The organism is Trichococcus alkaliphilus, from assembly GCF_003008695.1.
Classification (GTDB): Bacteria; Bacillota; Bacilli; order Lactobacillales; family Aerococcaceae; genus Trichococcus; species Trichococcus alkaliphilus.
The window spans coordinates 17,236-31,348 of sequence record NZ_PXZT01000018.1 but is presented as its reverse complement, the minus strand read 5'-3'; the positions used below and the strand labels follow the sequence as shown (position 1 = coordinate 31,348).

Genomic DNA, 14,113 nt, shown 5'->3' with positions numbered 1-14,113 from the left:
CCGAAGGGTCGAGTGGCGAAAATATAGGGATGCAAAGCAAAGCTACATTTTCAAAATACATAACGTTCGGAAAAATCGATCATCTTTGATCGTTTTTGTATAGCTATTTAAAAGCAACTTATTGTTATATAATGAAAAAACGTTATGAATTGGTGAAACGCCATTTTGGGGGAGAAAAAAATTATGTCTAAAGAAATTGCTACACTCGCTGGAGGATGTTTCTGGTGTATGCTTGAACCTTTTGATGAAAAAACTGGAATCGAATCCGTTGTTTCAGGCTATACTGGAGGTTTCAAAGAGAATCCGACGTATGAGGAAGTGAAGTCCGGAGAAACCGGACACACTGAAGCGATCCAAATCACTTTTGATAACAATATAATTTCCTATGGGGAGTTATTGGGTATTTATTGGCAACAAACCGATCCGACAGATGCCATGGGGCAATTCATGGATCGCGGATCATCGTACCGTCCGGAAATATTTTATCACTCAGAGATACAGAAAGAGATTGCGGAACGATCAAAAGAGGAACTGAAAGGCAAACTGGCAATCAATGCGCCAATCGTCACTCAAATTTCTCCTGCAAGCACATTCTATCCTGCTGAAGAGTACCATCAGGATTTTTATAAAAAAGAGGGAAACCATGAGCGGATGATACCCTTGGAGGAAGATCGACAGAATCGCTTAAACGAAGTATGGGGAGATGTGGATAATGATGAAAAGAACAGTTAAAGGTTTATTTACTATAGGGGCTGCTGTATTATTTCTCGCGGCTTGCGGACAAGAAGCGGCTCAAGAAGATATCAGAACAGTAAAAATTGGCGTTGTTGGTGAACGCAATGAGGCGTGGGAACATGTTCAAGAACAACTTGAAGAAAATAACGAACCTGTAAGAATTGAGTTGGTAAAATTCACTGAATATGTTACACCTATCCAAGCTTTAGAGGATGGCGATATTGATTTGCACTCGGCTTTGACTGAAATTTATATGGATCAAGTGAATGAAGATGCTGGATACAGTAACACGACTATCGCATATACGACATTAAATCCGATGGGGCTTTTTTCTGAGAAACACACATCTATAGATGAAATACCGGATGGAGGGGAAATCGCGATACCGGATGATGTTTCAAATGAATCCAGAGCATTGTTGTTATTGCAAACTGCCGGCTTGATCGAATTGGATCCAACGAAGGGCTTATTACCTACTGTAAATGACATCACTTCAAATCCGAAAAACCTTAAATTTACTGTCCTGGCTGCCAATCAAACTGCTCGCGCGATGACGGATGTTGACGCCTCCGTAGTCAATAATGACATGGCTGCCGATGCAGGCTTGGTGCCTACTGAGGACGCTATTTTCCTTGAACCTGTGGCCGATTCATCCAAACCCTATTATAATGTGATTGCTTCTCGAGAAGATGAAACCGAAGATCCTGATTTTCAAATTATCGTCGATTATTATCAAACTCCTGAAGTCGAAAAAATCATAGATGAAGTTACCAAGAAATCGTCTATACCCGTTTGGGAATAAATACAACACAGCTCCAAATCTGGAATGACAGCTTTCCTTGATTCCGCAGTGACTTAGAAAGTTTCGCAACAAAAGGCAAGTATTATGCAGTCCAAAGAAGATGATCTCGATAAGCAATCGGGGTCATCTTCTTTGGTTTTTTCTGACAACACCTCGGATATGACGATATCTTTGAAAATTAGAATTTTCTCATTGACAAGTTAAACAGATGCATCCATAATGATGTAAGTGAGAATCATTCTCAATTGCGTCGAGAAATAATACGGCCTGGACTAATACATTTAAAGGAGAATTAATATGGATACATTTCTGCCCGCGTTCATCATGGGTTTTAGGGAAGGCCTGGAAGCATTCCTGATCGTCAGCATCATTCTTCAATACCTGAGGAAAAGCAAAAATGAATCTTTGCGGAAATATGTTTACTACGGGACAATCAGCGGTATTGTTGCTTCGCTCGGTATCGGGGGCATTCTTTACATCCTATCCAAAGCGATCGACAAAATGGAGCAAGTGGCGAAATTATGGGAGAGCGGAGCAAGCTTCGTTGCGTTGGCATTGGTGACTACGTTCATTTACTGGATGATCAAGCACGGCCGAAACATGGTCTCAACTGTGGAAAGCAGTGTCAGCCAAAATCTGTCTGCCTTCGGGATTGCCAGCGTTGCTTTCATAATGGTGGCGCGTGAAGGGGTAGAGGTTGCAATCTTCACTTTTGCCGGGCAGTACGCCATCACAGCCCTGTTTGCGGGGATTACAGCAGCTTTAGTGTTGGCGGTACTGATCAATCATTCGCTGGTCAAAGTCAATTTAAGGGTTCTGTTCAACATCACCTTGGCCTATCTTATCCTGCAAGCTGGCTTTTTACTTGGTTATGGTATCCACGAAGGGCTATCCGCGCTTGGCTCCATGAACCTGTTATCCAGCGAGAGTCCGCTGTTCATAAAAGCTTTTGATCTCTCTGAGACTATTTTCTACCATAAAGAAGGACTGCTTGGCTTGCCTTTGTATGTCCTGTTCGGATGGTATTCCAAACCGGAAATACTTCAATTTATCATGCAATATCTCTACACGGGTTCGCTTTTTTACATTTGGCACAGGCAAATAAAAAAAGAAACGAGCAAATTAAATTCGCTCGCGCAATAGCATAAACTCAATGACAACTTGTATTGATATGCAGCAGCAAACTTAAATAGGACAGGATGAAATCACACATTGATTTCAGTACTGGCCTTTTTTTGTTGCAGGCATTGATGGAGATAGCCCATATCCATTTATTATATAGAAGTTAGAATTGGCGTTTAGTAATCTAGAGCCCTATAATTAATACTGTAGGGCGCAGCTGGCAGCCACGGATCTCAGTAAGCGTAATTTATCACACTGTCTAAAGAAAAGTTGCCAATCCTGAAATCACTTTGAATGCTTATCGAAGAAAGTAGGCTAGGATATGAAAAATAAGCAGCAATTAGTGTGGGGTGTAATCCTACTGGGTGCAATTGCCATACTGATTGGGTACAGCATTTGGTTATTCATGTTCGTAAAAAGTGCTGAGACAGTCATTTCCAATCAAGGGTATTACAACAGCGGTATGATGGGCGGAAGAGTCAACAACAATCAGAACAGCAGCGATGAGAAATTGACGCCGGACCAAGTTCTGTCGGATGTCGAAAATTATTTGCAGGGTTATGGAAATAACCTTGAAGTGGCGGATATTTTTGTCTTCACCGATGCGGATTACTATGTTTCTGTGGAAGAGAAAGATACCGGCAGAGGCGCAATAGAACTCTTGATCAATCCGTACACGGGGCAGATTTATCCCGAGCCGGGGCCTAACATGATGTGGAACGAGAAATATAGCATGATGATGGGAGGCTCCCTCCGCTATAATGCGAATGCAACGGATACGGCAACTGTGGGCCGGACAGAAGCAGTCAAAATTGCGGACGATTTTGTGAAGAGCCAGTTTGGGGAAGCTTTTTCGGTACCGGGTGATGGGCACGCGTTCTATGGCTATTACACTTTTCATATCGAGGAAGACGGCAAAGTAATCGGGATGCTGAGTGTCAATGACCGTACCGGAGAAGTCTGGTACCATGATTGGCACGGGGATCTGGAACAAGTGATTTCTGAACATTAACAGAAGGGAAGCGGAAAAAATGATGAATTATTACGGATATAACATGATGGGTGGATGGGGGATTTTCCTGATGATTATCCTCCTGGTAATCTTAATAGTTATCATCGTGTATGCGGTGATGAAACTAGTCCAGGGAGGCAGTAATGCTGGCACAACTTCAAATGGCCGAGATGAGGCACTTGAAATCCTTAATCAGCGTTATGCAAAAGGCGAATTATCGGACGAAGAGTACCAACAAAAGAAGAAAATATTGAAAAGTTAGTTAGGGAAATCCGAGCATTTGTTAAATGAGAGGAGAAAATCATGGCAAAAACTAATATCCGCACACCATTCTTTGTTTTTAACCCCAAATCCTATTTGTTTGGAGAAAAATTATTGGAACTAGTCAGAGAAGCAGATGCACTAGCAGAAGAATTTCCGATTTCAATTTTTGTAACCGCTCCTTTTGCTGATATTGCAGCCGTTTCATCAAATTCCAAAAATATTATTGTGACAGCTCAGCATTTAGATGGCATTAATCCGGATAAAGGAATGGGTCATGTGTTACCCGAATCACTTTATGAAGCAGGTGCACGTGCAGTATTTCTAAATCACGCTGAACGTCCCTTGCCTCTGAATGGGTTAGCTAAAGCAATTAAGCGTGCAGCTGAACTTGAAATAATAACAATTGTATGTGCAGATTCTATTGCAGAGGCAAAGGCAATCACAATGCTAAGTCCCGATATTATTCTGTGCGAACCTTCAGACTTAATTGGTACCGGTAAAACAAGTGATGAGAGCTATGTTAAAGAAACAATCGAAGCTGTTAAGAGTCTTAATCCGAATGTATTAGTTATGCAAGCAGCTGGAATCAGCACGGCGGATGATGTCTATAGAACAATTTTGCTGCAAGCAGATGGAGTTGGATGTACCAGTGGTATAGTGAAGGCAAAAGACCCCCAAAAAATGCTGAGAGATATGGTTGAGGCGACTGTAAAAGCATCGAATGAAAATAATAAATAAGGAAATGAGACCTATTATTTGAAAGCCTAAAACAATTTCCGGCGGGCTTACAGATCAGTGCCGATGGTGTGGCAATTCCCCATACTGATGCTGTATATGTGAAAATTAAAAATAGGCCAAAACTGAAATCACACAATGATTTCAGTCTTGGCCTATTTTTGTTGCAGGCAAAGAATGAAGGTTACTTTTACAGATGCCTATTTAGGGTGTACCCAAAACCGACAATTGTAAAACATTGATTTTATTACATTTTTAATGTAGACGAGAAGTGTTGGTTAAATATTAACTAATAAGATAGGCGATAAGGAAGGTTACGTATTTGTATCAATCATCGATTAAAACTTATATCTTTCATAAATTATTGGACAGCTGTTATCGAATCAGCCATTCTCCCGAGTCTAAATCTATAAATTTATCTAACGTTATTTCAGATTTAAAGGTTTCCCCATATTCACCTCTACGGGTCTGTTGATCTAATTTAAAAGGTATATTATAAAATCGATTTTTAGCTGTTTTAGCTATCATATTATTTTTGATGAAATATGATATGACCTTTTTATGTGCATCTATATCATCACAATTAAGATAAAAGCAGGCTACACCTGTTTCGGCATTACTATGTTTGGCTTGTGTAACAATTCTATTCTTTACTGCGTTCTCACATTTTTCCGCTGCAACTTTTTTGTCCTTAAAAAAATACATCCACTTACCGACTTTATCGTCTTCAAATTCGCTAGTTTCTTCTAAATAATATACCCAGGGGATACTTTCTACTATTTTCATTTAAATTCCTCATTTCTTTACAGATCTAAAGTTACCTACCTTCTCCATACCTCGTCACTACTTTCAGTAACAGCCCCTTTGTGGTAACTCATTTGGTATTCATTGATTGCAGATGAGACAGAAGTGACTAGAGATACCGTAAACAGTTCCCATAAACACATCTGAGAAAATTTGTTTTGAATTATTTTAGTTCCTTGGAAAAAATAACGGTATCTTCTATTACCACACCATCATTATTAAGGTTAAGTTCTATTAGAGCAATTTCACTTAATCTACCGTGGATTTTGTCTATATTTTTTTTACAGTAGCTAAATGCTTGAACCATTTTATCTTCAGCTAATCTACTTGCAATAGTGCAATGAGGACTCCATTTACTAGGAAGATAAAAGGAGGTTTCATTCTCGTTAAACTTTCTGAAGTAGTCGTGATGGCTGCTATGAAAATCAAGTAATTCAGTTGATAAAGTCGGAGCAATGAATAGAGTCCCTGTACTAATAAAAGTTCCTAATACATTCAAGGTCAGATCTACCTTTTCCTTATCCTCATAGAATCCATCTGCTAATTGTATAAATCTATTCTTATCTAAAGCATCATAATCAGCAATAGTGATATGAGGTCTTTTCCCTTTGGTTTCCACTCCATAGTGACTGATATTCTGCTCACTTAAATCCTGCCATAATCCTCGAAAATTCACTTCTGTTTCATGGTCTAAATAACCTATAAATGCATATTCATGCATAAAATAGCCTCCTAAAATTATCAAAGCGTCGTTTGTAAACTCAAGGATGTTACTCCATTTCACCTATCCAATCAAACATTCAAATTGTAAAGAACTGCAGAGAAATAAGCGATGCCAAAGAAGACTGGGAATAACAGGATGCTAGAGCTCGTTCTGTTCCAGCCGAAAACATTCATTGTTGGGTCTTTTTTCTTGCAGCGCACCACTCTGTAAAGTTGAAAAAGCAAGCCTGCAACAGGAAGTCCGATTAAGAATGCCAACTTCGGGAGATAATCATCCGCTTGTCCCAATTCGTTAATGTGGATGGCGATTCGGTCAGGCAAGTACGAATAAGAAAAGATTCCGCTGATAAGAGGAAGAAGCAATATTGCAAATGAGCTTTGAACACTGAATATTGAGAAATGCTGATTATGATTCATTTTCTCGCTTCTTTCTGCTTGTGATTGTTATTAAATTCACAATTCGTTGAATAAAGGCCCATCAGTTGGGAAAAGCATAAGTGCGGCCTTCAAATGCCATAAAGTCTAAATTTTTTCTTTCAAAAGAACGGGAGCCGATCAGAATAGGTTCTTCTGAACCGTTTTCGATTGAGTGAAAAGCATTGATCGTGTCCGGCTTTGAAACAGAAAAATGAATCTCCGGCTGTCCTTTGTATTTTACGGTAACAGGCCACAAGTAACTTTGGGAGAATTCGTGATACTCAGGAAAATCAACGTAGAGTGGTATATTATCGTTCGTATCGCTTCTGTCCCTTATCTCTATAGTTATTTATACAAGTAACTTAAAAACGTTTTATGTTGCTGGCGTGTACTTTTTGTCGAATTGTTTGGGTTGGCTGGGATGGTAATTTCCAATGGCGTAGCTTAGTAGTCCCACGTTATTATGTATTTTCTTTCTTTTTTCTCAAAACCTTTTCAAAAATCTTTAGGGCAACTATAGCAAGCATTAATATGCCGCTGATATTAAAGAAGTAAACATATCTAATGTCTGCAATGCCATTGTTGTAGAAATTTCCATTAAATAAAAGCCAGATTCCTCCTATTAAATAACCGGTTATGGTATTCCAACGATCTAAAAATCGCCACATTTTTCTGAGAAAATTCATGCCAGTACCCCTTTTCTGAAGTTCTAACTATAGAGAAAATAAATTATTTGATACAATAGTAACATAAAAAATGTTTAGAAAAAAACATTTTTATATACAACGAAAAAGAAGACGTTCCATTAATGGGAAACGCCAAAATTTGTGTGCATATATATTAGGTATATTAGGACGTACTTCACTGATTTGTAGTGCCAGGGGTCCGTACGATTGGAAGAGCTGTTTAACCAAAAAGGGGGAAAGCAAATTGGATAAGATTTTAATATTGGTGGTCGTCGTAGGGATATTGGGCTATTCTTGGCAACAATCAAAGAAGTATTTATCTCCAACGTCCAGTTTCAATGCCATTATCACGTTTGACCCGGAACATTATACAGACATACGTTGGTTTGAAGTCTTTCGAAAGCTGACACACTGGGAAAAATTTGGAGCTCATTCATTTAAAGGAAATGTAGCTGTGAATGCTGAAGACATCATTCATTTAATTCATAAGGAGCTTGAGGTTCCTTTGGGAAATTTCAAAGTCAAAGTATTTCCAATAGAGAAAACAAGCTTCGATTATATTGTAACTTTTAAGAAAATCCCTCGGCCTGAAATTGAGGATTACCCTCATTTAGCGGAATTGGCGATCTGGAACACATACGGAAAAAACAGTTATCGATTGTGGCTTGGAATGTCAGTAGAACAATTCAGGGAAGTCATCAGCCAGGAATTGCATATTCCTGAAGACAGTTTTACTGTTTATTGCCCTGCAAACCTCGTATGGACAAGGTTTTTGTAAGTGTAATTTGAACAGGCTAAAAATAGCAGCTCGAGAGAAAGATTCAAGAAGAGGATTCTTTCTACTATTACTACAGGGATGCAGCAGGATCCACTATCTTCCTGTTAAAGAACGTAGGTAAAGCTCCCACAAAAATAATTGATGATCCAGCCTATTCAAACGGAAACGGTCATTATACACATGGGTGTCCATAATGAACCAGAATCTGGGGAGGTAGAGGAAAAAATTACCTTCAGGTATGAAATAGGATGAATCACTCCCAACACATTATTTTTAATATAGGGATGGTAGCGATATAATTAGAGGGTCTTAGAAAACGTTCTACTTTGTTGGCTTCATTCATTATGTCACTATTAGGAGGGGTTTGTTTATGCTTAATAAAGAGAGTCTTGAAAAAAGTGCCGATTTAAGAAGAGGAGAAAATAGTGAGTTTTGGGAAGAATTTGATAAAACACTGCAAAAGCAACGTGTTGAAGTCACTTTCAAAATAGATGGACATTTTTATCCAGAGACAATGAACTCGGTAGGTTCTCCGTATTTATGTGAATTTTCAAACAAAGAAATCAACTTTTTCGAATTTAAACCGCAATCACTAAACTGGAAGAACAGCTTACGTTTAAAATTAACTCATCTAGTTGAGGAAATCGAGCTGATAGAAGTGAATACTCAAAAGAAACTTGATTTAGTAATGGGAATTTTACCGTCTGATAGTGTGACATTAGAAGTAAAAATCAATTTTAAAAACGGGCAAATATACAATCTATATTCGAAAAGTATTTCTGTTGCTGAAAAAATATTTGAGTGGTGCGATAATAATGACCTGAAGGTAAAGGATGAAGAGGGGATCGAGATAGTATTTAAAGATTCCAATAATCCCGTAGATGAAATTAAAAATAACCGTATCAATAGAAGATATTAAATTCAATACAATACAAACAAAAAACTGATTACGCGCCTCATAATCAGTTTTTTATTTTGTCTGGTGCATAAATTAGGCAGTCATGGTCATAACTCAAGATTATGTTCGCAATACTCAATAAATGAGGATTGGTATGCACGAATGTTAACCGTAAGCTAGAATCTAGAGTGATAGATTGATACTTTAACAAAATCAGGGGGGAGAAAAAATATCTTGAGAAGCCCGACACAGGAGGATCCACTACCAGAGGCAACGTTATTTGTAAGCTACTAAAACTGTTGGCGTACTCAGTCAAATGCGATTTAGGTGGTTTATTAGGTGTAACAACTGTAAAAGTTAGGCGTTTCATCTTTTTTACGTAGTGCAGACATGAAGAGAATCACTTTCTATGGTTTTAGTGTACTAATCTAACCATAAAAAGAGATTTTTCCTGCGCGCCCAAAAGGGGCTTATCGAAAAAATTAAAAATGTTAACATCCGAACCTTAATGGTCGGTTTGGATGTTAACAATTATTTTAGGTTGTTTAAAGAAAGCAGTTGTTTTCCGTCTTGGTCAAAATTATCCGGCGATAACCATTTTTCAAGCCTTTTTTTATTCCTTTCCCATTCACAATCAAGCATTGAGAACCACGATGTATCGCGATTTCTATTTTTGTATATAATTGCCTGCCGGAATGTCCCTTCGTATTCAAATCCTAACCTCTTTGCAGCTAATCTAGAAGGCTCATTTAGACTATCGCATTTCCATTCGTATCTTCTATACCCTAAATTCTCAAAAACATACTTTGCCAACAAATACTGTGCTTCGGTAGCTTGAATGCTTTTTTTCAATTGCTGGCTATATATTACATAACCTACTTCGATAACGCCATTTTGTCGATCGTTACGCATTAGCGAAAGAGTGCCTAGCACTTTTGAATGCTCTTTATTCCAAATTCCAAAAAAGTAAGGGTCGTCGGACAAAAAAGTCTTGTTGAAAATATTAGAAAACTCTTCTTCTGATTGAAAGGATGAGAAGGGCAGATAAGTCCAATCTGGCGGAGTAAGTCCTTTTTTAAAAATGTCGGTATAGAATAAGTGTGCATGGCTCTCTGATGCATGGATTAAATCGCAAGTGCTTCCTTCTATTATTGTTGCATTCAGTTCTCTAAAACAACTTTTTTTTAAACTTGGTCCGACAGGTTGCCCGTAGCAGTTATATTCCATTTTATAATCTCCTTAAATAAATTTATGAATCGGTATCTATCCTATGCTTCTACTCAAAGAAGATTCAAAACTACGTCTATACAATTAGCCTTAAGATTGAAGAAATTATATCATACTTGAATTATAACTTTTGCCGAATTATTCACCGTACCCTTAAATCAGAAATGAAAAAACATACCTCTTCGTACCCACTGTAGTTTATCTTCTTTAAGAAACTAATTAGTCAGAGAAACTTTGATAATTGAATAACCTGTTTTTTTTGCGCACAGGTTAGGTGGTCATGGTCAAAACTCAATGGTTATGAGTACGCAACTCTATAGGCAGGAGCCATTAATTGGTTCCTGCCTTTTGATGGACACCCACAATGGTATCGCCTTCGATATGGCCAAAATCTTCTCTGAATATTAGGTAATCAACTTCTCTTTCAGCGATATTCCGCTTGAAGGCCTGTTTTCCGCGGCTTCCTTGCTGCCCATTGGGTTTTCTTTTTCCCTTCATGGGCAAGGTTAGTTTCATCAAATATTTTTTCCTTAAATCGACGATAGAAGGTTCGCATGGAACAACCTATTGGTATCTCTTTCCGACCAGTGATGGTATCTGGTATCCAATCTTGCACAACTTTTACTTTAATGTGCGTCTGTTGTTCGAGTGGTAGAACCATTTTACGTCGTCCACACCTTTTTTATTTTTCTTGTATTGTTGGTAACAAGCTTCTATCCTCACCCGTTCATCCGTGGTAAAATAGGTGTAGGTCATTAGTGATCACTTCTATGTTTTCTTTGGTCGGAAATACATTTTGAGTGTCCCATGAATGGCTTATTTATTTGTCTAGCTTCATTTTATAATCGATGATTATATAAAAAGGTGTGCTTATGAAAAAGCTAATTCCGATTTTATTAGTTTTAATAGTAATTGATAAGAGATAAAAAATCAGGAAATTGGAAAATCATAGGTGAGGATATTAAATTATAGTCGTCTTTGTAGATTATACGTAATAAGAGGAGAAAATATCGGACCAAAACTACCTTGTTATAGTTATATTGAATTTAATATATTGAGGGGCGGGTGATTCAAGGTGCAAATAATTGAAATGAGAGCTATTAGAGGACCAAATTACTATAGTAGACATCCTGTTATTTTTATGCAATTAGACATTCAGGAACTTGAAATGAAACCTACTGACATGGTAGAGGGATTTAAAAAAAACATGGAAAGTATGATGCCAAGTCTCTATGAGCATAAATGTTCACCTGGAAGAATAGGTGGGTTTTTTGAACGTTTGGATAGGGGGACTTGGGCGGGACATGTTGTAGAGCACGTTGCTTTGGAACTACAATGTCTTGCGGGACAAGAAGTAGCTTTTGGAAAAACATATAATACTGATAAAATTGGTATTTATAATTTAGTATATCGCTATATTGATGAAAATACTGGTTTAAGAGCAGGAAAAATGGCTGTAGATATTGTAGAAAGAATGTTTGATAGTATAGTAACTGATATTAAACCTTTAGTTAGCGAACTTAAAGAAATCTCAACATGGAGTCTTCTTGGTCCTTCAACACAGTCAATTATAGACGAAGCAAGTAAACGTGGAATACCTCATATAAGACTTAATGAGGAAAGCTATGTACAGTTGGGGCAGGGAATTCATCAAAGGAGAATACAAGCAACTATAATGGACAACACATCAGCATTGGGAGTTGAAATTGCAGATGATAAAGAAAGAACTAAAAATTTACTCGCTTCAATGGGTATACCGGTGCCGAGGGGACTTTCTGTAATATCTGAAGATGAAGCACTAAAAGCAGCAGAGACTATTGGTTATCCTTTAGTAGTTAAACCTTTAGTAGGTAATCATGGACGGGGAATTACAGTTAATATTATAAGTAAAGAAGAGTTGCTGAACGCATTTCGTACAGCAAGTGATATATGCCAGACTATTTTAGTAGAAAGATATTTAGAGGGATTTGATTACAGAGTTCTTGTTATTGACGGAAAGTTTGTTGCAGCAGCTCTTCGCGAACCTGCTTATGTTATAGGGAATGGAAAAGATAACATTGAAAAACTGATTGAGGAAATAAACAAGGATCCTGAACGGGGTGTAGGGCATGAAAATAATTTAACTCAAATTACTATTGATTATATGACAGAACGTTTTTTAGCAGTTCAAGAACTAACACTAAAAAGTATCCTTGCGGATGGTAGAAAAATTTATATAAAATCTACTGCAAATATTAGTACTGGCGGCATTGCACAGGATGTCACAGAAAATGTACATCCCCTGAATCAATTAATGGCAGAGCGAGTCGCTAAAATTATAGGTTTAAATGTAATGGGAATTGATATTATTGCTGCTTCATTGGAAAGCCCACTTGAAAGCGGTTTATCAGGAGTGGTAGAAGTCAATGCAGCCCCAGGATTCAGAATGCATCTTAATCCTACAAAAGGAACTCCAAGAAACGTTTCAGCTCAGGTGGTTGATATGTTGTATCCAGCGGGAGTTGCTCATTCCGTACCGATTGTTGCCGTTACAGGAACTAATGGTAAAACGACAACAACAAGGTTAATTTCACATATACTTGGTCTAAACGGAAGAGTTGTAGGAATGACATCTACTGATGCAGTAACCATTAATAATGTACCAATACTACACGGAGATTACAGTGGACCCGAAGGTGTAAAAAAAGTTATGATGGATCCTACTATCGATCAAGCAGTATGTGAAGTGGCTAGAGGAGGTATCCTTAGAAGAGGTCTTGGATTTGAAGTAAGCGATGTAGGGATTTTACTTAACATTACTTCCGATCATTTAGGAGAAGGTGGAATTAATACTCTAGAAGAATTGACTAGGTTAAAATCTACTGTAACTGAAGCTGTTAAACCATCCGGTTATGCCATTTTCAATGCTGATGATATGAGGGTTCTGTCTTGCCTAAACAAAACCAAAGCTAAGCCAATATTATTTTCGAAAAACCTTCACAATCAAGCTTTAAAAGATAATTTAAATAAGGGCAATATGAATGTAACCATAAAAGATGGTATTATAATCATTCAAAAAAGAGAGTGGATTTCAAAGGTTTCAAGTGTAATAGACATACCTATAACATTTGATGGGAAGGCTGAATTTAATATTGAGAATGTAATGGCAGCTATAGCAGCAACAGCTGCCCTAGGATTAAATGAAGCTCAAATCAGAGCGGGACTTGTAAGTTTCAGTACTTCTATTGAGCAATCTCCAGGAAGAATGAATATGATAGATATGGGTGATTTTAAAGTCGTTATTGATTATGGTCATAATACTGGTGCTATTAATGCAACCGGAGAGTTTATAAAAGCTTTGATGCCAGGTAGAAAAATCCGGATGGCTTCTGGTGTTGGAAATCGTAGAAAAGAAGACATTTTAGAATTTGGTGTAGCCTTATCAAATTTCTACGATCATATTATACTATGTGATTCAGATCCAAGAGAAAGAAATGTAGGAGAGACAGCACAGATAGTCCAAGAAGGCTTGATTAAAGGTGGTTTTAAACCTGATAGGATTACTAAGGTTCTAGATGAGAGAGAAGCAACTAAAGTCTCGTTAGAAATGGCTAAACTAGGAGATGTAGTAGTATTACAAGTAGATAATATTGAACAAGTTATAAAAGATGTTCTGGATTATAAAAAAAAGTTGCTAAAGCGTATGATAAAATCTAGAGAGATATCTAATTCAGTATTACAATAATAAAAAATGGATTGTCTACACTAACCTGTACAAAATTTATATGGCCTGCGATTTGAAGTCCAAAGGACTCTTGTAACCCAAGGTTCCGTGTCAATGGCAGCCGTGTGTACCCTCAAATCATGTTTGACACCTTATTATTTTTGTCCGAAAAAGTGTTGACATTCCAAGAATCCTTTGATGTTAAAT

Annotated in this window: 14 protein-coding genes and 1 pseudogene; 9 read left to right on the top strand and 6 right to left on the bottom strand. The window is 37.6% G+C overall.

The window, feature by feature from the left end; translation table 11 throughout:
- Positions 1-183 precede the first annotated feature (183 nt).
- The 6 genes from msrA (at position 184) to C7R73_RS12305 (ending at position 4,673) form a co-directional block, all read left to right on the top strand.
- A complete protein-coding gene (msrA, locus tag C7R73_RS12330; protein WP_106450790.1) occupies positions 184-732 on the top strand; it encodes a peptide-methionine (S)-S-oxide reductase MsrA in 549 nt (182 codons plus the stop codon).
- Complete coding sequence (locus C7R73_RS12325; protein WP_106450817.1) at positions 716-1,537, top strand: MetQ/NlpA family ABC transporter substrate-binding protein; 822 nt, start codon at positions 716-718, stop codon at positions 1,535-1,537. Before msrA ends, C7R73_RS12325 begins: the two co-directional genes overlap by 17 nt.
- A gap of 297 nt (positions 1,538-1,834) precedes the next feature.
- Positions 1,835-2,680 (top strand): FTR1 family iron permease, encoded by an 846-nt coding sequence (locus C7R73_RS12320; protein WP_205076520.1) that lies wholly within the window; start codon positions 1,835-1,837, stop codon positions 2,678-2,680.
- A gap of 301 nt (positions 2,681-2,981) precedes the next feature.
- Entirely contained in the window at positions 2,982-3,671 is a 690-nt protein-coding gene (locus C7R73_RS12315; protein WP_106450789.1) for a hypothetical protein, read from the top strand.
- A gap of 19 nt (positions 3,672-3,690) precedes the next feature.
- Entirely contained in the window at positions 3,691-3,933 is a 243-nt protein-coding gene (locus tag C7R73_RS12310; protein WP_106450788.1) for an SHOCT domain-containing protein, read from the top strand.
- Between the two features lie 41 nt (positions 3,934-3,974).
- Entirely contained in the window at positions 3,975-4,673 is a 699-nt protein-coding gene (locus C7R73_RS12305) for a triose-phosphate isomerase (RefSeq protein ID WP_106450787.1), read from the top strand.
- Positions 4,674-5,045: 372 nt separating this feature from the next.
- On the opposite strand, the gene C7R73_RS12300 is transcribed toward C7R73_RS12305, so the two are convergent.
- The 4 genes from C7R73_RS12300 to C7R73_RS12285 all read right to left on the bottom strand — a co-directional run bounded on the left by C7R73_RS12300 (position 5,046) and on the right by C7R73_RS12285 (position 7,300).
- Positions 5,046-5,456: a hypothetical protein gene (locus C7R73_RS12300; protein WP_106450786.1), complete on the bottom strand. Its 411-nt coding sequence runs from the start codon at positions 5,454-5,456 to the stop codon at positions 5,046-5,048.
- Positions 5,457-5,637: 181 nt separating this feature from the next.
- Entirely contained in the window at positions 5,638-6,195 is a 558-nt protein-coding gene (locus C7R73_RS12295) for a 2'-5' RNA ligase family protein (RefSeq protein WP_106450785.1), read from the bottom strand.
- Positions 6,196-6,266: 71 nt separating this feature from the next.
- Positions 6,267-6,614, bottom strand: a complete 348-nt coding sequence (locus C7R73_RS12290; RefSeq protein ID WP_106450784.1) for a DUF1648 domain-containing protein — start codon at positions 6,612-6,614, stop codon at positions 6,267-6,269.
- A gap of 461 nt (positions 6,615-7,075) precedes the next feature.
- Entirely contained in the window at positions 7,076-7,300 is a 225-nt protein-coding gene (locus C7R73_RS12285) for a hypothetical protein (protein ID WP_106450783.1), read from the bottom strand.
- A 244-nt stretch (positions 7,301-7,544) separates the two neighbouring features.
- Between C7R73_RS12285 and C7R73_RS12280 the strand changes: the two genes are divergently transcribed.
- Positions 7,545-8,078: a hypothetical protein gene (locus C7R73_RS12280; RefSeq protein WP_106450782.1), complete on the top strand. Its 534-nt coding sequence runs from the start codon at positions 7,545-7,547 to the stop codon at positions 8,076-8,078.
- Positions 8,079-8,448: 370 nt separating this feature from the next.
- Positions 8,449-8,997, top strand: coding sequence for a hypothetical protein (locus C7R73_RS12275; protein ID WP_106450781.1), 549 nt, complete (start codon positions 8,449-8,451; stop codon positions 8,995-8,997).
- Positions 8,998-9,507: 510 nt separating this feature from the next.
- On the opposite strand, the gene C7R73_RS12270 is transcribed toward C7R73_RS12275, so the two are convergent.
- Together C7R73_RS12270 and C7R73_RS12265 are read right to left on the bottom strand one after the other, a co-directional pair.
- Positions 9,508-10,203, bottom strand: coding sequence for a GNAT family N-acetyltransferase (locus C7R73_RS12270; protein ID WP_106450780.1), 696 nt, complete (start codon positions 10,201-10,203; stop codon positions 9,508-9,510).
- Between the two features lie 342 nt (positions 10,204-10,545).
- Positions 10,546-10,959: pseudogene (locus C7R73_RS12265) on the bottom strand (transposase family protein); the annotation flags it as partial.
- A 319-nt stretch (positions 10,960-11,278) separates the two neighbouring features.
- Between C7R73_RS12265 and cphA the strand changes: the two are divergent.
- Positions 11,279-13,927 (top strand): cyanophycin synthetase, encoded by a 2,649-nt coding sequence (cphA, locus tag C7R73_RS12260; RefSeq protein WP_106450779.1) that lies wholly within the window; start codon positions 11,279-11,281, stop codon positions 13,925-13,927.
- Positions 13,928-14,113 lie beyond the last annotated feature (186 nt).